This is a genomic window from Lactobacillus colini, from assembly GCF_017874575.1.
GTDB lineage: Bacteria > Bacillota > Bacilli > Lactobacillales > Lactobacillaceae > Lactobacillus > Lactobacillus colini.
Genome location: NZ_JAGGLU010000002.1, coordinates 111,747 through 132,794 on the forward strand (window position 1 = coordinate 111,747; position 21,048 = coordinate 132,794).

The 21,048-nt window shown below is 37.5% G+C and carries 23 protein-coding genes, 1 tRNA gene and 1 riboswitch; of the genes, 13 read left to right on the top strand and 11 right to left on the bottom strand.

The window, feature by feature from the left end; all coding sequences use genetic code 11:
- Positions 1 to 20: 20 nt before the first annotated feature.
- From rsmA to metG, 4 genes are read right to left on the bottom strand one after another with little or no spacing between them, the layout of a single operon-like run.
- A complete protein-coding gene (gene rsmA, locus J2Z60_RS02450) occupies positions 21 to 914 on the bottom strand; it encodes a 16S rRNA (adenine(1518)-N(6)/adenine(1519)-N(6))-dimethyltransferase RsmA (protein ID WP_209686064.1) in 894 nt (297 codons plus the stop codon).
- Complete coding sequence (gene rnmV, locus J2Z60_RS02455; protein WP_209686066.1) at positions 904 to 1,467, bottom strand: ribonuclease M5; 564 nt, start codon at positions 1,465 to 1,467, stop codon at positions 904 to 906. Before rnmV ends, rsmA begins: the two co-directional genes overlap by 11 nt.
- Positions 1,454 to 2,224 carry a TatD family hydrolase gene (locus J2Z60_RS02460; RefSeq protein WP_209686069.1) on the bottom strand — a complete coding sequence of 257 codons (771 nt, stop codon included), beginning with the start codon at positions 2,222 to 2,224 and terminating at the stop codon, positions 1,454 to 1,456. Before J2Z60_RS02460 ends, rnmV begins: the two co-directional genes overlap by 14 nt.
- Positions 2,224 to 4,209 carry a methionine--tRNA ligase gene (gene metG / locus J2Z60_RS02465; protein ID WP_209686071.1) on the bottom strand — a complete coding sequence of 662 codons (1,986 nt, stop codon included), beginning with the start codon at positions 4,207 to 4,209 and terminating at the stop codon, positions 2,224 to 2,226. The genes J2Z60_RS02460 and metG overlap by 1 nt, the downstream gene beginning before the upstream one ends.
- A gap of 274 nt (positions 4,210 to 4,483) precedes the next feature.
- Here metG and J2Z60_RS02470 point away from each other — a divergent pair, with 274 nt between their 5' ends.
- Both J2Z60_RS02470 and J2Z60_RS02475 read left to right on the top strand, forming a co-directional pair.
- The gene (locus J2Z60_RS02470; protein ID WP_209686073.1) at positions 4,484 to 6,052 is read left to right on the top strand and encodes a multicopper oxidase family protein; all 1,569 of its coding nucleotides are present in this window, start codon (positions 4,484 to 4,486) and stop codon (positions 6,050 to 6,052) included.
- Between the two features lie 15 nt (positions 6,053 to 6,067).
- The gene (locus J2Z60_RS02475; protein ID WP_209686075.1) at positions 6,068 to 6,238 is read left to right on the top strand and encodes a hypothetical protein; all 171 of its coding nucleotides are present in this window, start codon (positions 6,068 to 6,070) and stop codon (positions 6,236 to 6,238) included.
- Positions 6,239 to 6,328: 90 nt separating this feature from the next.
- On the opposite strand, the gene J2Z60_RS02480 is transcribed toward J2Z60_RS02475, so the two are convergent.
- Together J2Z60_RS02480 and J2Z60_RS02485 are read right to left on the bottom strand one after the other, a co-directional pair.
- A complete protein-coding gene (locus J2Z60_RS02480) occupies positions 6,329 to 6,973 on the bottom strand; it encodes an endonuclease III domain-containing protein (protein ID WP_209686077.1) in 645 nt (214 codons plus the stop codon).
- 396 nt (positions 6,974 to 7,369) lie between these two features.
- Positions 7,370 to 8,086 (bottom strand): P-type ATPase actuator domain-containing protein, encoded by a 717-nt coding sequence (locus tag J2Z60_RS02485; protein WP_209686079.1) that lies wholly within the window; start codon positions 8,084 to 8,086, stop codon positions 7,370 to 7,372.
- Between the two features lie 129 nt (positions 8,087 to 8,215).
- A riboswitch (M-box (ykoK) riboswitch) is annotated at positions 8,216 to 8,390 on the bottom strand.
- 272 nt (positions 8,391 to 8,662) lie between these two features.
- Here J2Z60_RS02485 and J2Z60_RS02490 point away from each other — a divergent pair.
- Positions 8,663 to 10,738 (top strand): glycoside hydrolase domain-containing protein, encoded by a 2,076-nt coding sequence (locus J2Z60_RS02490; RefSeq protein WP_209686081.1) that lies wholly within the window; start codon positions 8,663 to 8,665, stop codon positions 10,736 to 10,738.
- Positions 10,739 to 10,785: 47 nt separating this feature from the next.
- Here J2Z60_RS02490 and J2Z60_RS02495 read toward each other — a convergent pair whose 3' ends face one another.
- The gene (locus J2Z60_RS02495; protein ID WP_209686083.1) at positions 10,786 to 11,367 is read right to left on the bottom strand and encodes a hypothetical protein; all 582 of its coding nucleotides are present in this window, start codon (positions 11,365 to 11,367) and stop codon (positions 10,786 to 10,788) included.
- A 101-nt stretch (positions 11,368 to 11,468) separates the two neighbouring features.
- Here J2Z60_RS02495 and J2Z60_RS02500 point away from each other — a divergent pair, with 101 nt between their 5' ends.
- Positions 11,469 to 11,801, top strand: a complete 333-nt coding sequence (locus tag J2Z60_RS02500; protein ID WP_209686085.1) for a helveticin — start codon at positions 11,469 to 11,471, stop codon at positions 11,799 to 11,801.
- 102 nt (positions 11,802 to 11,903) lie between these two features.
- On the opposite strand, the gene J2Z60_RS02505 is transcribed toward J2Z60_RS02500, so the two are convergent.
- Genes J2Z60_RS02505 through trpS form a run of 3 tightly spaced genes read right to left on the bottom strand, consistent with a single transcriptional unit; the run spans position 11,904 to position 14,009 of the window.
- Positions 11,904 to 12,482 (bottom strand): TPM domain-containing protein, encoded by a 579-nt coding sequence (locus J2Z60_RS02505; protein WP_209686087.1) that lies wholly within the window; start codon positions 12,480 to 12,482, stop codon positions 11,904 to 11,906.
- The gene (locus J2Z60_RS02510) at positions 12,472 to 12,966 is read right to left on the bottom strand and encodes a deoxycytidylate deaminase (RefSeq protein ID WP_209686089.1); all 495 of its coding nucleotides are present in this window, start codon (positions 12,964 to 12,966) and stop codon (positions 12,472 to 12,474) included. The genes J2Z60_RS02505 and J2Z60_RS02510 overlap by 11 nt, the downstream gene beginning before the upstream one ends.
- A gap of 20 nt (positions 12,967 to 12,986) precedes the next feature.
- Complete coding sequence (trpS, locus tag J2Z60_RS02515; RefSeq protein ID WP_209686091.1) at positions 12,987 to 14,009, bottom strand: tryptophan--tRNA ligase; 1,023 nt, start codon at positions 14,007 to 14,009, stop codon at positions 12,987 to 12,989.
- Between the two features lie 126 nt (positions 14,010 to 14,135).
- Here trpS and J2Z60_RS02520 point away from each other — a divergent pair, with 126 nt between their 5' ends.
- Together J2Z60_RS02520 and J2Z60_RS02525 are read left to right on the top strand one after the other, a co-directional pair.
- The gene (locus J2Z60_RS02520; protein ID WP_209686093.1) at positions 14,136 to 14,744 is read left to right on the top strand and encodes an SOS response-associated peptidase family protein; all 609 of its coding nucleotides are present in this window, start codon (positions 14,136 to 14,138) and stop codon (positions 14,742 to 14,744) included.
- Positions 14,745 to 14,798: 54 nt separating this feature from the next.
- A tRNA-Gly gene (locus J2Z60_RS02525) sits at positions 14,799 to 14,869 on the top strand.
- A gap of 49 nt (positions 14,870 to 14,918) precedes the next feature.
- Here the strand turns inward: J2Z60_RS02525 and J2Z60_RS02530 are convergent.
- A complete protein-coding gene (locus tag J2Z60_RS02530) occupies positions 14,919 to 15,587 on the bottom strand; it encodes a CPBP family intramembrane glutamic endopeptidase (RefSeq protein WP_209686095.1) in 669 nt (222 codons plus the stop codon).
- Positions 15,588 to 15,813: 226 nt separating this feature from the next.
- Here J2Z60_RS02530 and J2Z60_RS02535 point away from each other — a divergent pair, with 226 nt between their 5' ends.
- The 7 genes from J2Z60_RS02535 (at position 15,814) to J2Z60_RS02565 (ending at position 21,013) form a co-directional block, all read left to right on the top strand.
- Complete coding sequence (locus J2Z60_RS02535) at positions 15,814 to 17,193, top strand: glycoside hydrolase family 1 protein (protein ID WP_209686097.1); 1,380 nt, start codon at positions 15,814 to 15,816, stop codon at positions 17,191 to 17,193.
- A 24-nt stretch (positions 17,194 to 17,217) separates the two neighbouring features.
- The gene (locus J2Z60_RS02540) at positions 17,218 to 18,522 is read left to right on the top strand and encodes a PTS sugar transporter subunit IIC (protein WP_209686240.1); all 1,305 of its coding nucleotides are present in this window, start codon (positions 17,218 to 17,220) and stop codon (positions 18,520 to 18,522) included.
- A gap of 116 nt (positions 18,523 to 18,638) precedes the next feature.
- A complete protein-coding gene (locus J2Z60_RS02545; protein WP_209686099.1) occupies positions 18,639 to 18,959 on the top strand; it encodes a PTS sugar transporter subunit IIB in 321 nt (106 codons plus the stop codon).
- A gap of 99 nt (positions 18,960 to 19,058) precedes the next feature.
- A complete protein-coding gene (locus J2Z60_RS02550; RefSeq protein ID WP_209686101.1) occupies positions 19,059 to 19,382 on the top strand; it encodes a PTS lactose/cellobiose transporter subunit IIA in 324 nt (107 codons plus the stop codon).
- 4 nt (positions 19,383 to 19,386) lie between these two features.
- Entirely contained in the window at positions 19,387 to 20,109 is a 723-nt protein-coding gene (locus tag J2Z60_RS02555; RefSeq protein WP_209686103.1) for a GntR family transcriptional regulator, read from the top strand.
- Between the two features lie 181 nt (positions 20,110 to 20,290).
- On the top strand, positions 20,291 to 20,497 hold the full coding sequence (locus tag J2Z60_RS02560; protein ID WP_209686105.1) for a hypothetical protein: 207 nt from the start codon (positions 20,291 to 20,293) through the stop codon (positions 20,495 to 20,497).
- Between the two features lie 309 nt (positions 20,498 to 20,806).
- A complete protein-coding gene (locus J2Z60_RS02565) occupies positions 20,807 to 21,013 on the top strand; it encodes a hypothetical protein (RefSeq protein ID WP_209686107.1) in 207 nt (68 codons plus the stop codon).
- Positions 21,014 to 21,048: the final 35 nt, after the last annotated feature.

The window sequence follows — 21,048 nt, forward strand, 5'->3', positions numbered from 1 at the left end:
CAAGATTGAGTTCTTGACATTTAATTAGCGGTATGATTCTTAACTAAATGTGCCAATGTGATGAATTGTTCAATTGTCAGCTCTTCAGGACGTACACGCAAGTCTAAGCCTAAGGTATTGATAACTTGCTCGCGTTCATCCTTATCCTGAATTATGGGCTTTAAGTTGTTAGACAGGGTCTTACGTCTTTGGGCAAAGCTTAGCTTAACCACATGATCAAAATAATCATAATCACTTATGTTGAATCTATCTTCTAGCGGCGTTAAAACAACTACAGCTGAATCTACCTTAGGTCGGGGCATAAAGGAAGTATTCTTTACCTGCTCGGCCAATTCAACATTCATCCTAGTTTGGACTGCAATTGTTAGCGGCCCATAAGCCTTGGACTTAGGATGAGCCACAAGGCGTTCAGCAACTTCTTTTTGCATCATTAAGGTTAAACTGACAAAATCTAGATCACTTTGAATTAAGTTAAAGATGATCGGCGTTGTAATGTAGTAAGGCAAGTTAGCTACAATCTTAATTGGCTTGGAGAAGTCGAAGAAGGTGCCAATATCATCTTGAAAGTCCGCCTTTAAAACATCCTTCATTATTAACTTAAACTTGTCTAACAAGAGTTGATCGCCGATCTTTTGTGGCAATTCATTATGTAAGATATCTGGCAAGTCATGATCCACTTCATAAGCAACTACCTTAGCACCAGCTAAGAGTAATTGCTCTGTTAGCGAGCCAATTCCAGGTCCAATCTCAATTACTTGATCTCCTGCACTAACCTCAGCTGCCGCTACAATTCCATTAATTACAGCTAAATCAACTAAGAAGTTTTGCCCCAGATTCTTCTTAGCATGCATAAAATAGCGATTAACAATTGCTTGTGTTCTAAGTGGGGATGCAATTGGCATATTATTTGACACTGTCAACAGCCTCCTTTACCTCTTGGTAACTAATTCCAAACATTTCCAAACGACGGTAAAACTGTTGAGCATTACCGTAACCAATTCCTAACTTAATACCAACTCTCTCTCGCAATTTCCGTGCATTGGGGCCTATTCCTAATCCCAGAGCATTATAATCATGCTTAGTTAGATCGCTAGTTTCTGGCTGGACTTCATGCAAGTCACTTAAAGCCCTCTCTAAAGCCGCTTCAGACGCATGTTCAACTCCAAGACTATTACCACGCTTAGTTGGTTCGCCTTCCTTTCGTGTAATGAAGGCTTGCTTAGCATTAGGAACTACCTCAGTAACTAGCTTGCGAATACGTTCGCCATTAAAGTCAGGATCAGTAAAGACAATGATCTCTCTAGTTTGCGATAGTTTCTTAATCATCATTAAGGTCTCATCAGAAACTTCAGAACCATTAGTTTCGATTGTTTCAATTCCCGGGAAGAATTGGCGCAGCCTTTTAGTATCATCGCGTCCTTCAACTACAACTACTGCATTAAAATGCTTCTGCTTACTTGATTCCATATATCCTCATCGCATTTCTATAAGTATGATCTGCCACCTCTTGAATACTTACACCTCTTAAGTCAGCAATCGCTTGGGCAACATAATGGGCATAGCCGGTTTCATTTTGCTTGCCACGATAGGGCTTAGGAGTTAAGTATGGGGCATCTGTTTCAATTAACATTCGGTCCCAAGGAATAATCTTAGCGGAAGCATGAACATCAACAGCCTTAGTAAAGGAAACAACCCCAGAAAATGACATCATTAGTCCCAGATCAAGGAATTTATGTAACCATTCAGGATCTCCATTGAAGTTATGCAAGATCCCACCATATTCACTAACCTTGCTATTTTTTAAGATTTCATAGGTATCTTCAAAAGCATCTCTAGTATGGATATTAACTGGCAATTTCAGACTATGAGCTAATTCAACCTGCTCTTCAAAGACCTTCCTTTGAATATTGCGAGGTGACTCATCCCAATAATAATCCAGACCAATCTCACCCAAGGCGACAGTCTTAGGCAAGCGTAATTGCTCAATTAATTGGTCACGCGCTGCTTGATTCCAATCCTTAGCAACATCAGGGCAGTAGCCTACAATTGCATATAGGTTATCGAACTGATTACTTAACTCTACTGCCCGACGATTAAATTCTGGATCCTGTCCAGCAACTGCTGCCTTAGTCACACTTAACTTAGCAGCTCGATCAAGATAGTACTGCTCTTTATCGCGAAAAGGCTCATCATTTAAGTGAGTATGTGAATCAAAAATCTCCATTAGCCTAAAAGTGCTCCCACTTCATGTGAATCATCAACAATTGCTAATCTTACCTTGCCCTGCTTTTCACTAGATAAGAGCATACCTTGGCTTAGTTGACCTAACATCTTACGTGGCTTGAGGTTGGTTACAGCAATAACTTTCTTGCCAACTAATTCTTGGTATTCTGGATAGAATTGAGCAATACCACTTAAGATCTGACGTACCTGATCCTCACCGAAGTCAAGCTTGAAGGCAAGAAGCTTCTTAGAGCCCTTAACTGGAGAAACTTCTAAAATCTTACCTACCTTCATTTCAACCTTGTCGAAGTCATCAATAGTGATATGCTTTGGTTCTTGCTTTTTCTGTTCACTTCTAGTTGCCTTCTTAGGCTTAGCCTTGGCCATTTGTTCCTTGATGTACTTAACTTCAACATCATTCTTCAAGCGTGGGAAGATTGGCTTAGGATCAGCAGTTACCTTGCTATTCCAGCCATATGCACCCCATTGAAGACTAGTAGCTTGTTCATCATCAAGACTTAAGCCTAATTGTTTAAACATCTTAACCGGACTCTCAGTCATAATTGGACGTATCAAAAGTGCTACTAAGCGTAAGCTTTCAGCTAAGTTAGTCATTACACGGGATAGGTCTTCCTTCTTGCCTTCTTTATTAAGAACCCAAGGGGTAGTTTCATCAATATATTTATTAGCACGAGAGATTAACTTCCACACAGTATCTAAGGCTTGTGAGAAGTGTAATTCATCCATCTGAGTGTAATAGGTCTTAATCGTATCTTGGGCGGTTTCACGCAATGAGTTCGCAAATTCGTCTTCTTGGCTACTTACTGGTGCTACAATCCCATCTTGGTATTGGTTAATCATTGACACAGTTCTATTCAAGAGGTTGCCCAAGTCATTAGCTAAGTCGAAGTTAACTCTTTCAACAAAATCTTCTGGTGTAAAGTTGCCATCACTACCAAATGGAATTGCCCGCATTAAGTAGTAACGCAATGCATCTAAGCCATAACGTTCAACAATCATTTCTGGATAAACGGCATTACCTTTAGACTTAGACATCTTGCCGTTCTTCATCAATACCCAGCCATGACCAAAGATCTGCTTAGGCAATGGCAAACCAAGTGCCATCAACATAATTGGCCAGTAAATAGTATGGAAACGTACGATTTCTTTACCAACTAAGTGAACATCTGCTGGCCAGAACTTCTTAAAGAGTGAATCATCATCTGAACCATAACCTAAGGCAGTAATATAGTTAGATAAAGCATCAATCCAAACATAAACAACATGCTTAGGATCACTAGGCACAGGGATTCCCCAGTTAACAGTTGTCCGCGTAACTGAAAGGTCCTCTAAGCCAGGCTTGATGAAGTTATTGACCATTTCTTTTTCACGAGAATGAGGCAAGATGAATTCTGGATGTTCATTGTAATACTCAAGCAACCTGTCGGCATACTTACTCATTCTAAAGAAGTATGATGGTTCCTTAATCAGCTTAACTTCATGACCAGATGGCGCCTTACCACCGATAACCTTACCATTATCATCTTTATAAACTTCAGCTAACTGACTTTCAGTAAAGTATTCTTCATCTTCAACTGAATACCAGCCTTGGTATTCACCTAAGTAAATGTCACCTTGTTTTAATAACTTTTCAAAGATTTTTTGAACAGCTTTGACGTGTTCATCATCAGTTGTTCGAATGAACTTATCGTAAGAAATGTCTAGCATCTTCCAGAGCTTCTTGTAGCTAGCTGCCTTTTCGTCTACGAACTCTTGGGGCTTGATTCCTTTAGATTCAGCCTTTTGTTCAATCTTCAGACCATGTTCATCAGTCCCAGTCAAAAAGAAAGTATCATAGCCTTGCGCACGCTTATATCTAGCCATACTATCAGCAGCTACAGTAGTATAAGCATTACCAATTGTTAACTTACCTGATGGGTAATATATTGGCGTAGTAATATAGAATGTCTTTTTTTCTTCTGCCATAAATTTATCGCTCCCTAAATATGTTTAATGTTAGTATAACATTTCAACTTTACCAGCAAAAAAGTTATTTTCACCAAAAGCCTACCTCTAGTTACTTATCTTGACGGCTGACAATTTTATTTGAAAAATTAAACAGGAAAAATAGCGCTTTATAGGCATTTTATGTTAAAATGGTGAAAATGGTTACATAATTGATACAAAAGCACTTGTAGTCATTTTAAACTTGTGCTAATTTAATAGCAGAGAGAATGTAAAAGCATTAGGAGGTTCTCACATGACCGAACAAGTTTATACAGATTATTTTATTGAAGATGAAGATTTTGACAAGAATCACTTCCACTACAAGAAGTTAAGTATTCCTGAAGGTGTTGAAGCTCAGCCTTTAGCTGTACCACCTGTCTTAGCACCTGATAAAGAAACTGACACCGACGTTTGGTTCACTATTGAATCAATGGAAGGTGAAAGCCAAATCTTACCAGGCAAGAAGACTAAGACTTGGGGATACAACGCTCCACTTCTTGGTCAAACCATGGTAGTTAGCCGTGGTAAACGCGTTCACGTAACCTTGAAGAACAGCTTATCAGAATTAACTACTTACCACTGGCACGGTATGGATGTACCAGGCCCAATTACTGATGGTGGTTGCCACGCACCTGTTTATCCAGGCGAAGAGAAGCAAATCGAATTCGTTTGTGATCAACCAGCTGCCTTAACTTGGCTCCACGCTCACCCATGTCCATCAACTGCTGCACAAGTATGGATGGGTCTTGCAATGGGTGTTGTTGTAACTGACGACAACGAAGCTAAGTTACCTATTCCTAAGAGCTACGGTGTTGACGAATTCCCAGTTATCTTACAAGATAGAACTTTCCACGAAGATAACCAATTAGACTACCGTGCAGATTACGATCCAATGGGTGTATTTGCTGAAACTCCACTTATCAACGGTGTTGTTCGCCCATTCGTTGACGTAACTACTCAAAAAGTTCGTCTACTCTTCTTAGGTGGTTCTAACAGACGTGAATGGCGTCTTCACTTCGACGATGACTTAGTTATGACTCAAATCGCTGGTGACGACTCATTCTTACCACACCCAGTTAAGATGACTAAGATCTTGGTAACTCCAGGTGAAAGATTACAAGTTGTTGTTGACTTCGCTAACTACAAGGAAGGCGATGTAGTAAATCTTTACACTGACGACTTCAAGTTAATCGAATTCAGAATCCACAAGTTTGAAAAAGATGACTCAGTAATTCCTGACACCTTATTCGAACCAGAAATTCCAGAAGTAGACCCAAGCTTACCAGTTCGTAAGGTTACTATGGATTACCACAACCAAATGAACGGCAAGATGTTCGCAATGCAACGTATTGACATGCGTCAAAGAGTTGGTCAAGCTGAATACTGGGACGTAACTAACACTAACGACAAGAAGCACGGTATGCTTCACCCATTCCACATTCACGGAACTCACTTCACTGTTGTTTCACGTAATGGCGGTGACCCATTCCCTAACGAATATGGTTACAAGGACACTATCTCAGTTCGTCCTGGTGAAACTGTTCGTCTACGTGTTGAATTCCCACAACTTGGTGTCTTCATGTACCACTGCCACATCATCGAACACGAAGATGCTGGTATGATGGCTCAAATTGAGATCTTCGATCCAGATCATCCAAAGACTTACAAGTTAATGGATATGGAAACCTTAACTAAGGCTTTCGCTGAAGAAAAAGGCATCAAGCCTGAAGAAGTTTGGATGCCTGGTATGGATACTGAAGGCTACGGTTGTGGTATGGAAGAAGCTAAGTCAGATTCCACTTCCGGTGCTAGCCACCACTAGGAGGAAGTAAAGTTAATGGTTGATAATTTATTTTGGAAGATTGTTTGGGTAATTGTTTATGCAATTACAGCTTACTTTACTTTCACTGGTAACATGGCAGCAATGAACTGGATGGCTGGGGCAATGCTTTGTGAAGCAATCGTTTCCCTAGTCTACCACTTCCTTCCAGGGAAGAAGTCTTGCTAGATTTAACAATTGAATACCTTTAAGTATTCTAAATAACAAAAATACACGATCTTTTACAAAGGTCGTGTATTTTTTATTATCCTTAAAATCTTATACTTTAAGCTTATATCCTGCTAGAAAACTTTTTTCAAAATCTCTGGGTAATAAATATTTTTGATTGAAAATATCAATCAAAGCATGGAAATTTTGATATTCCCTTAATGTAGATAAATGTAATTTTCTCTCAACTATTGGTTTAAACTTTTCGTAAGTGGGAATATTCTGATAGCCTAAACAAGTAAGCAATTTCCTAGCATATTTATCTACTACGAATTCCTTCTTATATAGAACATAAAGCAAAATTACATCTGCCGTTTCTGATCCTATTCCTGGGATAGATAACAATTCTGCTCTTAATTTAGTAGCTGGTAATTGTCTAATGCTATCTAAGTCGAAGTTATAGCTTGCAAAATATTGTGCCAAGCTTTTGATAGTTTTACTTTTTCTTTCGTAAAATCCAGCCGACTTAATCGCATTTTTTAATTCTTCATTAGATATTTTCAAAATAATTTGCGGAGAAAAATTTGTTATTTTGTATAATCTACCTAGCGCTCGTTCCACATTTTTCCAATTGGTATTCTGAATTAAAACAGTTGACCAAGCTACCTCCCAATCAGATCTTCCCGGCCACCAACCGTTAGGATTTAGATTATCATACATTAAATTATAAAGCTGAGTTAGTGTGATTACTTTCATAATTATTTTTCGGTTTTAAACAATACATGTGGCAAATCTCTATCTTTTCCTTATTACAATTGCTTCTACATTTGTTAACTACCAGCCACTAAAGTAGCTAACCTGCAGACTTCAAGCTTTGACTCTACTAGCTGCAGCTTCAATTTATTTTTGTCGCTCATAATTTTACCTACTCCCTAAAATTAGGAAAGCGATTTCTTATATGAGAATTATAGCACGATTTCAGCTAAGTATTAAAATATTCATATACGTAAATACTATTAATAATATAGCAAAATAGTAGTCTATTTTATTTCTCGTTTTATCACTACTTTATGTTTACACTTAAACAAAAATAGTGAATCAATTAACCCTATCGGATAATCGATTCACTACTAAACTTAGAATTTTTTATATTTACTGTCCTAAAATTGTTTCCTTAATCTTAGATTGAACAGCTTGCGAAGCTGGGCGCTTCAAAATAGTCTTATCTCCAGTTGCAAAAACAACACCTATCCCCGAACCAGAAATAACTGAAGTTCCACCATATACAATGTTGGGATAGTTCAAGTAATCGTCAAGTCGATCTAATTCAGGCTTCATCTCAGCAGACTTGGCAATTGAATGTGGCGCCTTATTCATAGCATTGAGTGTACATACTAAATCTTCACTGCTAAGCAATCTCATATCTGCGGGAACAATATCCCCTGCTGAAAGATTGATGATATCACCAACTACTATATCTTCAAGTGCCAATTCTTGATCTTGACAATCACGCGTTACATTAATAGTAAATTGCGTATTTAAATTATTATTGTTACTACCAGCTTGCATCTTCTGAATTATGCTTACTGTAGCTAAAACCAAGCCCATTATTAATACAATTATAGCTACATTATAGCTTCGATGCCTCGCTGGAATTAATAAGAAATCTCCTAACAATAACCCTGCAGCAATAACTAATAAGACTGCAGCAAATGGCATAAACCAGTTGAACCTGCTTCTAACTTCCTTATTGCTAACTTGGTTAGGACCACACTTTTGCAAACGTTGAGCTGCATCAATCTGGGTTAAGCCACTGATTGAAGTTTGCAGGCGCTGCAAGGTAGCGAACTTATCTTCTTGGGCAATCATCTTCACCAATTTGGTGTTTGTAAGTAGTCTTCTACTAGAATTGTTGAGGTTTAGCAATTTCAACATCCTTTCTAGAGTCGCAAACAAACAAAAAACCGATACAAAAAACTGTACCGGCTATTTTCAAGCGATATATACTCGTCGTTCAGTTTTAACACTACGTGACGTAAGGCTATACAAGCGTATAACTAGCTGGCTGGGGAAGGCCTTAGATCGACGATCCCTGTTTGACCCGTTGGCATCTCTGGATGTTGCTGGGCGACAGCATGTGTTCACGTAGGAGTCTCACCTAACAGTTTATTTGCTACTTATTATTAACACTAATAACACTTTATAGGTAAAAGCTGTATTAGTCAACCTAGATGTAATTTTTTTCAATTTATTATTGACAAATACCAGGTGCTCTTTAATCAAGAGCACCTGGTATTTAATACCAGATAATTCTGTACTATATAGTTGTTCTTAGTTAAGAACAAAAATTAAAAGTTTTTCGAAAAACTGTAGGCAAGGATATATTCAAAATTAGTACCCTTGAATATACCCAATAAATTTAACAAAACAAAGGAGTTTATCAAAATGGATGAAAGAGTAAAGGACGTTCAGGTCTGGCTTAACAAGACCTATGGTAATGTTTCTGGCTTCAAGAAGGCGCCAGAAGATGGACGCACAGGCTGGGACACAATCTACAGCTTGCGTGAAGGATTGCAATACGAACTTGGTGTATCACCATTAGCGGAAGGATTCGGTGATATGACAAGAAGCGCATTGAGCTCTGTCATTGGATCATTAACACCTGGTTATTCTGGCAACATTATTAAGTTAGTTAAAGGTGCGTTCTGGTGCAAAGGTATTAGCCCAGTTGACTTCAACTCTAAGTTCAATACTAATTTATCTAACGCTATCGAAGAACTACAAAATGATGCAGGTATTGAAGCAGATGGTCAATTAAGCGTCAATCTAATGGCTGCATTATTCGACATGAGTGCATTCGTACTTATTCCTGGCAGAGGTGTTTCAGGTGTAAGAGAAATGCAGCAATATCTTAACAGCAGATACAGCGATGAATTAGGAATTCTACCTTGTGACGGTATTTACCAAAGAGCAACTAATACCGCATTGATCTTTGCCTTGCAAAAGGTTATCGGAGTTGCAGGCGCTAATGGTAACTATGGTCCTGGTACTATTGCCGCAACACCTACAGTTCAAGAAGGTGCAAGTGGAGATATTGTTCGAATTATTCAATACGGACTGTATGTAAATGGTTTCTATGACGGTTCATTTGATGGCAAGTTCGATGGTACAGTAGCAGACTCAATAATTAAATTCCGTAAATTTATGAACTTACCTCCATTTACTAGCACAGCAGATTTAACCGTAATTAAAGGATTGCTTACAAGTAATGGTAATACTAATAGAGATTCCATTGCTCTAGATACTTCAACACAAGTAAGTACTCAAGATCTAGCCAACTTTAAGCGTTATGGCTTTAGCGTCATGGGGCGTTATCTGACTGGTTCAGTTGGCGTAGGATCTTCAAAAAGAGATAAAGATCTTACAGCTGCCGAAATTAAGCGTATTGAAGATTCAGGTATGAGTGTCTTCCCTATCTACGAAGACGGTGGATACGAAATTGATTACTTCAATAAAAAACAAGGTTACAAAGATGGTATTATTGCCGCTGTTAAAGCTAGTGAACTGGGCTTTCCTAAAGGTACCACAATTTACTTTGCAGTTGACTTTGATATTCAAGATGGCGATATTGAAGGAACTGTAGAGCCTTACATGAATGGAATTATCACTGCCTTGAAGTATACTGACTTTGAGCCAGGAATCTATGGTACTAGAAATGTCTGTCTTCATGGTGAAAAACTTGGCATGAAGAACAGCTTCGTAGCTGATATGTCTTACGGCTGGAGTGGAAATCTGGGCTTTGTAATGCCTAAGAATTGGGCTTTTGATCAGTTCGTAGAATACAGCATTGGTGGCACTCCAATTGACCAAGTTGCAGCTTCAGGAAGAGATAAAGGTACTAAGTCATTCTCTCCACGTAAGCAGGAAACTATCTCACCTTCAGATACGCTTAAAGAGATTATTAAATCTTTGAAGCAAGACATTCAGATCGACTTGAGTGGTGAAGAGGTAACTATCTTAGAAACGCCTACTGTAGAAGTAACGTTATCAGCTAGCGATGAATTCGCAGGATCAGGTGATTCTCCAATATTCACTATCAATAATGGTAAGCTAAATTCTGTGGACATTACTAATTGGCTAAAGAAAAAATATAACATGGAAAATAACTCTCTTAGTGTTGCCGTTGATGAATTACAAAAGTTCACTGTTTCTGCTGGTATTACTAATGGTGATATTTCAATATCAGTATCTCAAACGAATGGGACTGATTATAAATTATCAATCAGTTGTAACGTTTATAAAGAGGACAATAAACTAGTTACTAATACTTTCTCTATTGAATTTGGTATTACAATGAAGCCTACCGACTTCTTCCATAGTTTACCAAATGGTGATGCTATAAAAATTACACTAGGTGTAGTTTTAATTGCACTAATTGTAGCTCTAGTAACTCTTATTACAGGAGGTGCTGGCTCTTCAATTGCTGGAGAAGTAGCTGAAGTTGTTTCAACATTAATTTAGTATTCTAATGTTTTTCTTAATAATATAGAAACAATTTAACTACTAAATTATAGCCTAATATATCTCTTATAATGTGGTTCCATCTTTTGAACAAAGTTTGTCTTTTCAATACTTTCATGATTATCTTTCTTAGATATACCAAAAACAAATTTGCTTAGTATCTTATTTTCATCATTTAAATCGTAATTGCATAGAATGTAATTCTTGGATGTTTCTATGAAAAAATCAAAGTTATAGTCGGTAAGAACACAAAAATATGTATTGTCATCCAAATTATAATCATGCTTAACTTTTTCTTGCTGTTGAGGTGAAATATAATCCATCGTTAAAACATATACCATTCTTTTCGCACGTAGAATTTGCAAATATGTGATCAAGGCGGGGAAAACAAAAATTGAAACTACGCTAAGTATGAATAAAATTCTTACTATCCATGGAACAAAAGAAAAAAGGCAAATTATTGCTCCTAAGGGAATACCTACTGCATAAACCCAATGATAAAATATTCTAACTTTTCTAGATCTTGCAATAAACAAAATGTTTGCTAAAAGAGTTGATATATAAACGAATTTAAACCTACTCCATTTTGTAGGTATGTAGATAAACACGGGTATCATTGATTTATTCATAGAGTTTTCCCTTCCAGATAAAGATAATCGCAACTATAAAATGATATTTTAAGCTTAGCATTATTACAAACAGAATTTCAATTAATTAAAGGACGTATTCAATGACTATTAACGACTATCTCGAACTAGCAGGTTTGCTATTGTGGATCATTAGTCTTGTAGGGGCTGGAATTTTAGGACATTTTCATCTTAAAAATCAACGACTACAAGAATTCAGAGATACCGCACAAACCTTAATGACTAACTACGTTTACTTCTATGACAAGAGCGTAATGTCAAACGACAAAAAGTTAAATAACGTAGTTAATGCCGTAGTTGACGGACTTCGAGCGAAAGGCTTCGAAGTAAGCAAAACCGACTTGCAAAATATTTTTGCAGGCGTAGAACATGTAGTAACCGATCTTCGTCTTAAGCAAAAAAGCAAGTTTGTTTGATAATCGAGGTGATGCAATCTCTCTTCCTTCCTTGAATTAAATTAACCAAATAAAGAAGCAGGTTAAGATTCTATCTTAGTAGATCTCAATCTGCTTTTTTAGTTAATGTTTAATTCGATAATTCTGATACCAGGCAAATGCTCCAGTTGCAACAATTGCAATTACGATTCCTAATCCTAAGTTCACACTCTGGGGATGATTAACCTTAGTCATTTGGCTTGAAGTTAAGTCATCCTTAGCTGGCGTCAGGGAATATTGCTGATTAATCAGAGTAGCCACAGCGTTAATACAAGTATTAATGCCCCTATTGAACTTACTATTACTTGGGCTACGCAAGTCATCCCCCGCATAACGAATAATATTAATCGTTTCAGAAGTAGTCAAGCTCTTGCTAAAGTTCTTCCCTACGAAGATCTGCACATTATTCTTTTTACCATGACCTACGGCGATAATAACTTCATTAGCCTTAGGATGAAGTTGAGCAACATTTTGACCTGAACTACTCTTAAGTAACAAATGCGGCTTAGACTTAATAGTCTGATAACGTGCATTTCTCTGCTCAACGTTTTTAATAACTTGTTGGTTAAAGATATGAACTGGATCAGTAACAGAATTAGAAGCCATTGCCAAACTAAATATTCCTATTAACAGAAAAAATATTACCCCTATCTTACGCTTCATCGTTATCTTCTGCCTGTTTCAAGTGACTCTCTAAGCTCTCGAAATACTTACTCTCAAGCTTAACTTGCTCAAGTTCAACACCCTTATCCCTAAGCAATTCTAAAGTAAGAGGGTCATCATGATAATTATAGTAGTAATTGATCTTCTTAATCCCTGCTTGCACTAGGGCCTTAGCACAATTAAAACATGGGAAATAAGTCACATATATCTCGGTGTTTTCAGTAGAAATACCATTCTTGGCACACTGGATTAGTGAATTCATTTCAGAGTGAATGGTTCTGACGCAATGACCATCAACCATTAAATGCCCCACATCATCACAATGAGGCTGACCCGATACGCTGCCGTTATAACCGGTCGCAATCATCCGATCATCCTTAACAATTACACTACCAACTAAAGCACGATTACAAGTTGAACGTTGGGCAATAACCAGCGCCTGCATCATAAAATACTGCTTCCAAGGAATACGATCACGTGACATAAAAAATCCTTCTATCTTAACTATTTACGGTCAAAGTAATTCAAGCCGATAGCATCACGAACTTGTCTTAATGTTTCATTAGCAACCTTATTAGCCTTCTTAGAACCTTCAAGTAACATCTCATATACACTATCTGGATCTTGGGCAAACTTCTCACGGCGCTCACGAATTGGGGCTAGTTCTGCTTCTAAGACCTTATTCAAGTACTTCTTAATCTTAACATCTCCTAAGCCGCCCTTTTGGTATTGCTCTTTAAGTTCTGCCACCTTATCCTTATCTGGTGCAAAGACATCAAGATAAGTAAAGACAGTATTGCCTTCAACTTGTCCTGGATCTTCAACATGAATATGGTTAGGGTCAGTATACATTGACATAACCTTCTTCTTAACTGTTGCCGCATCATCAGATAAGTAGATTGCATTGCCCAGTGACTTAGACATCTTAGCATTACCATCAAGTCCAGGGAGTCGGCCTTGACCTTTAGGTGGGAAATATCCCTTAGGCTCAACCAAAATATCAGTATCGTATACACGGTTGAATGTACGGACAATCTCACGTGTCTGCTCAAGCATTGGCTCTTGATCGTCCCCAACTGGAATTAAGGTTGCCTTGAAGGCAGTAATATCAGCTGCTTGAGAAACTGGATAATTCAAAAATCCCACCGGAATTGAATCTTTGAAGCCCTTTTGCTTAATCTCAGTCTTAACAGTCGGATTCCTCTCTAGACGTGCAACTGTTACCAAGTCCATGTAATAAGCAGTTAACTCGAACAAGGCAGGAATCTGTGATTGAACATAGATAGTAGACTTCTCTGGATCTAAGCCAACAGCCAAATAATCTAATGCCACTTCAATCAAGCTATTTCTAATTTTTTCAGGATCACGAGCATTGTCAGTTAGTGCCTGAGTATCTGCAATCATGATATAGGGTTCATATTTACCTTCATTTTGAAGTTTTACGCGGTTTTTTAATGAGCCGATGTAGTGTCCGATATGTAACTTACCAGTAGGACGATCACCGGTTAATAAGATTTCTTTTGCCATTTAATTCTCCTAAAATTAACATTCAATATACTAGTCTTTATGTTAGTTATTCTAGCAAAAATAAGCCAATCTTTAAACTAATGCCCTAGTAATCAGCTATAATTAAAAATTGAAAGAAGTGATATTATGTGCAGCCACTACCAACAACCTAGTATCAAGTTAATGCAACAATATCTTAAAGAAGATCTTCACTTGCCACTTGCTGACCAGGACTTTAGTAAGAGTATTTATACTGAGAGCCAGCACATCTTCCCTAAGAAGGAATCTCTTCTATTATTGAAGAGTAGCAGTGGTAAGGTTGGCTTCATGCCCAAGAAGTGGGGCTATCCTAACCCATTCGATGAGAAGAAGTTAATCATCAATGCTCGGATTGAAAAGATGCAATATAGCAATTCTATGTGGCGTGAATCATTTCAAAAGCGCCGCTGTATTATTATTGCTAGTCAATTCTTCGAAGCGGGCTATGATACCTATCTTGCCGAAAATGGTAAGCGATACAGGGAGAAGTTCTCCTTCAAAACTAAGTCAGCTCCCCTAACCTTCATTGCTGGTATTTATGAACAAGATCACTTTGCCATGATTACGACGCAGCCGACAACATCCTATGCTCAAGTGCACGACAGAATGCCCCTGATTCTTAATGCAGCTAATCTTAATAATTGGTTCCAATATGATATTTCAAGCATTCTAAATGACAAGTCAATTGAATTGGTGAAGACGCCAATCTTAGATTAATTATTTTTTCTAGTTGCCACGTCCTAGCAATAAATGCTATAATTTACTCGTTACGCGGGTATAGTTTAGTGGTAGAACGTCAGCTTCCCAAGCTGAAGATGCGGGTTCGATTCACGCTATCCGCTTATATTTAAAAAGGATTACGATGGTTTTCGTAATCCTTTTTTTGTTTTTTTAAGCTAGGACAACCATGAACATGCCATTTAGCACAGCTAAATAAATTGGCATCGCAATTGTCTGAGTATACATATACGCCCAGGCGAATAGCATCCCAGATAGACTATTAATCACAAGCAACGAAATTGAAAATTGAAAATTCAAGACACCGAAGAATATCCCAGAGAAGATAATCCCAGCAATTGCACTGACTAGGTCTTGACTACGGAAGTAATAATTAAAGAAAAATCCCGTACTTAAAAAGATCTGTAACACTGGCAATAACAAGCCAATACAAAATATCAAAAACCAAAACAAAGGCTTGGAATCACTCTCGGCATAAGTCAATTGAAAATATGCCGTCGCTAGATGACCTTGAGCTTGCAGATAAGAAACTATAAACCTTGAAACAATCACCAAAATGCTCATTCCAATGGTAAAGCCATAATCAGCTAATAAAGGCAATGAGAAGCGCTGTTCAAAGTAGCGCTGTTCATGATTATATTGACGAATATAAAAATATAACACACCCAAGCTTATTAAAATAAAAAACACTTCTCCAGCTATGTGGAGCTTCTTACCCCATAATCCCCAGGTCTTACAAGCAATAACTATCAAATATAAAAATAGATAAACACCATATCTTACTAGATTTCCTTGCTTTGATTGGGGAGTATTAAGACCCATATTTTCACTTCCTCAAGTCGTAAGTACATCGCAATAATTATAACAAAAATAACCGCTACTTTTAATAAAAATTATTTTATTTAAAATATGTATCTTTTAAATTTAAATTTTTATTTTCTCCATTTTTAAAAATATATATTTTTATAATAAAAATACTTTACTTTATAGAAATAAAATATGTATAATGTATTTGTGAAATGTAAACGATTACAAAAGGAGAATATAAATGACTAAGCGTAAATTACCTTCAAGCTTCTTTTGGGGAAATTCGGTCTCTAGTATGCAGACTGAAGGAGCTTGGAATGAAGATGGTAAGGGGCTATCTGTTTACGACATTCGCCCAGCTGGTAAGAATACAACTGATTGGCATGTCGCAATTGACGAATATCACCGCTATGAAGAAGATCTTGACTTAATGAAAGATATGAACATGAATATGTACCGGATCCAAATTTCTTGGTCTAGGGTCTGTCCCGATGGTGATGGTGAATTCAATGAGAAAGGCATCGCGTTCTACGACCTCTTAATCAATGCCATGCTTGAGCGAGGTATTGAACCGATGGTCTGTCTTTATCACTTCGACATGCCACTTCATCTGGCTAATAACTATAACGGCTTTATGTCAAGACACGTACTGGATGCATTCGTACGCTTTGGTAAAAAGATGATTGATCACTTCTCTGATCGAGTTAAATATTGGATTGTCTTTAATGAACATAATCTTTACTTTCAAGATGAAGTATTTAATATCTCTGGATATGAAAAAGGCTCTAAAACTCTAGATGATATGTATACTATCTTTCACCATACTGCAGTCGCTCATGTTCGTTTAGCCAACTATATTCATGAGAACTATGATGATCTGAAGATTGGCGGAATGCTAGCTTATCAGCAAATCTATCCTGAAACTTGTCAGCCACAAGATATTTGGACAGCTAAGAAAATTCAAGAATTCTTGAACTTCAATATCTATGACATTGACACTGGCCATGGATATTCACCAGAAGTTATGCAGTATATTCAAGACAATAACATTCAAGCAGATATACAAGCAGCTGATTTAGTTGAGTTTAAGCAAGCTAAGGCTGATTTCTTAGCCTTTAGTTACTATTGCTCTTGGACTATTTCAAGTGAGAAGATTCCTGATAATGTCGCACCTAATCGTTATTTAAACTTCGCCGGCGTTGAGAATAAATACCTTAAAGCCAACGATTGGGGCTGGACTATTGATCCTCTAGGCTTCAGAAATGCGATTACAACAATGTATGACCGATACCGAATTCCAATCTTTCCAATTGAAAATGGTATCGGTCTAAAAGAAGTCTGGGATGGAGAACATATGATTGAAGATGATGAACGAATTGCTTATCATCACGACCACATTAAAGCTCTTAAAGATGCGGTCTTTCTCGATGGAGCTAAGGTCTTAGGTTATCTTGGCTGGGGCTTAATTGATATACCTAGTTCACACGCGGATGTTGAGAAGCGCTATGGCGCTGTATATGTAAACCGATCCAACCATGACTTAAAAGACTTGAAACGAGTACCCAAGAAGTCATTCTATTGGTTCCAAAAGATACTTAAAGATAATGGAGATTCACTATAGGAGAAGATAAAAATGAATACTTCAATGCAAAATTCTAAAGCTATTCAGGGCTTAACCAAGATTGCTGTTAAATTAGGTAACCAAATTCACTTGCGCACCTTACGTGATGCTTTTGCAACAATCATGCCGCTATACATCTTAGCAGGATTAGCTGTCTTACTTAATAATACTGTCTTTACCTGGCTGTTCCATGGTAAGACCTTAGCTGATATTCAATATTGGGGCACGGTAATTACCAATGGTACCTTGAATATCTCAGGCATCTTAATAGCTGGATTAATCGGTTACCACTTATCACAAAATCGCAAATTCAAAAACCCACTTTCCGCATCAATGGTTTCAATCGCTACATTAGTTGTAATGATGCCTAACGTTGTCCAGATTATACCTGATGGTGCCAAGAAGGCTGTATCAATTAGTGCTGCGATGCCGTTTTCTAACTTAGGTACCGGTTCAATGTTTGCTGGGGTTATCGTTGGCTTACTTGCGACTGAGTTATTTGTACGCTTATCTAACATTAAGCAATTGCAGATTAACTTAGGTGACAATATCCCACCCGCAGTAGGTAAATCATTTAGTGTCTTAATTCCTGTAATTATTGTCATGTCGATCTTTGCGATTATTTCCGCATTACTTAATAACTTATTCGGCATGAATTTAATCAACTTAATTACCACTTTCATCCAAGAGCCATTAAGACATGTAGGAACTAGTCTATGGGGAACTGTATTTCTATATTCTTTAGGTAACTTACTCTGGCTATTCGGTATTCACCAAGCAGTTATTTATTCATCAATTTTAGAGCCACTATTAATTGTTAACATTACAGAGAACATTGCTGCCTACCAAGCTCATCAAACTATTCCAAACATCATTAACGTTTCTCAAATTCAAACCTTCGCCCTACTTGGTGGTTCTGGATGTACACTCTGCTTATTAATTGCGATCTTTATTGTTTCTAAAAATAAGGCTTCTAAGACAGTAGCTAAACTAGCTATTGCACCAGGATTATTCAATATTAACGAACCTGTTATCTTTGGCTATCCAATTGTTTATAACATTACAATGGCGATTCCTTTCGTCTTAATTCCTGCTATTGGTATTATTCTTTCTTATACAGCAACTGCCCTAGGTCTAATCAGTCCCTGCGTAATTCAAATTCCTTGGACAACACCAGTAATCATTGCACCATTCTTAGCTACTGCTGGTGACTGGAGGGCTGTAATACTGCAAGTGATCATCATAGTTATCGGTGTCTTAATCTACATTCCATTTGTTAAGGCTAATGACAATGTTTTAGCAGCTCAAGCAAAAGTTACAGAACAATAAAGCGTTTACATGAACAATTTTTTGAGTTATAATATAATTGCTTTCAAGAAATAGTGAAAGTGCATACATTGAGATTTTAAATATAGACTTAATGAAAAAAAGGGAGATATTTCATTATGGCAGAAAAAACTATCATGTTAGCCTGCGCAGCAGGTATGTCAACATCATTACTTGTTTCTAAGATGCAAGAAGCAGCAAAAGCTCAAGGCAAGGACTACAAGATCTTCGCTACCTCAGCTTCTGGTATTCAAGATGAATTAGATACTGAACACCCAGACGTATTACTCTTAGGGCCTCAAGTTCAATACATGAAGGACAGCGTTAAGCAAATGACTGATGCTGCAGGTATTCCAATGGACGTTATCAACATGCAAGATTACGGCATGATGAACGGTGAAAAGGTTCTTGCAACTGCACAAGCATTGATTAATGACTAATTAATAATTGGGGACATTGAATGTTGCAGACAAAATTAAATTTAAATGTCTGCAACATTTTTTCTTATTAGAGAATTTTTACTAAGGGAGTTATTTATAATGGCACAAGAAGACAATATGCAAGTTGTTATGGGAATTATTATGGAAGCCGGTAACGCTAAGGCTGCTGCTATGCAGGCAATCACTGCTGCTAAGGCTGGCGACTTTGACAAGGCTGATGAATTCGTTAAGCAAGCCAACAAGGACTTGGTAAACGCCCACAATGTTCAAACTGACATGTTAACTAAAGAAGCTCAAGGCGACCACGTTAAGGTTGACTTATACATGGTTCATGCTCAAGACCACTTAATGACTGCAATTACCTTTATTGACTTAGCTAAGGAAATTGTCGAATTATATAAAAAAGTAGCTGACAAGGATTAATATTATGACCGAAGCAAAATACTTAAAAATTGCTCGGATCATTCAAAATAGAATCAAGGATGGGACTTACCAAGCTCAAGAGCCCCTTCCCGACCAAGAGGCTCTTGCACAAGAATTAGGCGTCAGTCGTTTGACTGTAAAGAAAGCGCTTGACGGTCTTGAACGCAAGGGCCTTCTTTATAAGCAATCAGGATTAGGAACCTTCGTCTTAGGTGATATTCCAATTCAGACTGACCATGATACTTCTGCCAGCGTATTTAGTGGCTTACAAGAAGAAATAGGTGAAGAAAAGATCACTAGCGACATCATCAAGTTCGCAATTGAGTTCCCTAGTGAACAAGTTCAAAAGAATCTCCGCCTTAAAAGCAGCGATCCAGTCTACGAAGTCTTACGTCTGCGACGTTTAGAAGCAAATCCCTTCGTCTTAGAGCATACTTATATGCCAGTTAAGCTAGTTCCCAATCTTGATGAAACTGTTTTGAAAGGTTCGATTTACCACTATATCCACCATAATTTAGGATTGAAGTTTGGCACTGCTTACCGTAAGATTCGAGCAAGTAAGGCTACTGCATGGGATAAAAAATATCTTGAAGCTAAGCAAGATGATCCTATTTTAGAATTAGAACAGATAATTTGGCTTACCAATGGTCATCCAATTGAATATTCCACTTCGCGTAATCGCTTCGATACGAGAAATTACGTTGTCTTTCAAAATAAAGACTTTTAAAAAGCGCATTCCTCCTTTTTGGATTAATTCCATTACTGGGGATGCGCTTTTTTAATGTTTATCTTCTGTTATAATTAACTAGACCAGAAAAAGTTATTAGCGGTGACACTTCTATTAGAAAGGAGTGAGTGCTTATGTTCTCACTTAAGCACAGAAATCCATAAATAGGAGGTGTCGTGTTTTGTTTACAATGGTTTTAGGCGCCATTTTGGCGACTACTACCATTTTCTGGGCATTAACCCTGATGGCCAAGGCTCAAATTGTTGCCATGCGCTATCTCTCTGTAGCCTTTCTTGCTACAGTAGGTTTTGCCAAGTTAGTGTGGCGATATTTTCGCAGTTTCCTTACGAAAGTGCGTAACTCGCTAGCCAAAAAGAAGACAAAATAAAAACGCTTTGACTTTTTGACGATGGTTTAAAGCGTTTTTCGTTTTTTTATCAGTGTCACCGCATTTAACGGTCTGGTCGAAAGAAGCACTTGTCAGAGTGCTTTTTTCTTTACTCTTATTTTATTATATAAAGTATGTTCTGTAAAGATTATAAGTTAATCGTATTATCACAAATACTTTTTTTGAGAAGCTTTGCTATAATTAACTAGACCAGAAAAAGTTATTAGCGGTGACACTTCTATTTAGAAAGGAGTGAGTGCTTATGTTCTCACTTAAGCACAGAAATCCATAAATAGGAGGTGTCGTGTTTTGTTTACAATGGTTTTAGGCGCTATTTTGGCGACTACTACCATTTTCTGGGCATTAACCTTGATGGCCAAGGCTCAAATTGTAGCTATGCGCTATCTATCTGTAGCCTTTCTTGCTACAGTAGGTTTTGCCAAGTTAGTGTGGCGATATTTTCGTAGTTTCTTTATGAAAGTGCGTAACTCGCTAGCTAAAAAGAAGACAAAATAAAAACGCTTTAACTTTTTGACAGAATGAGAAGCGTT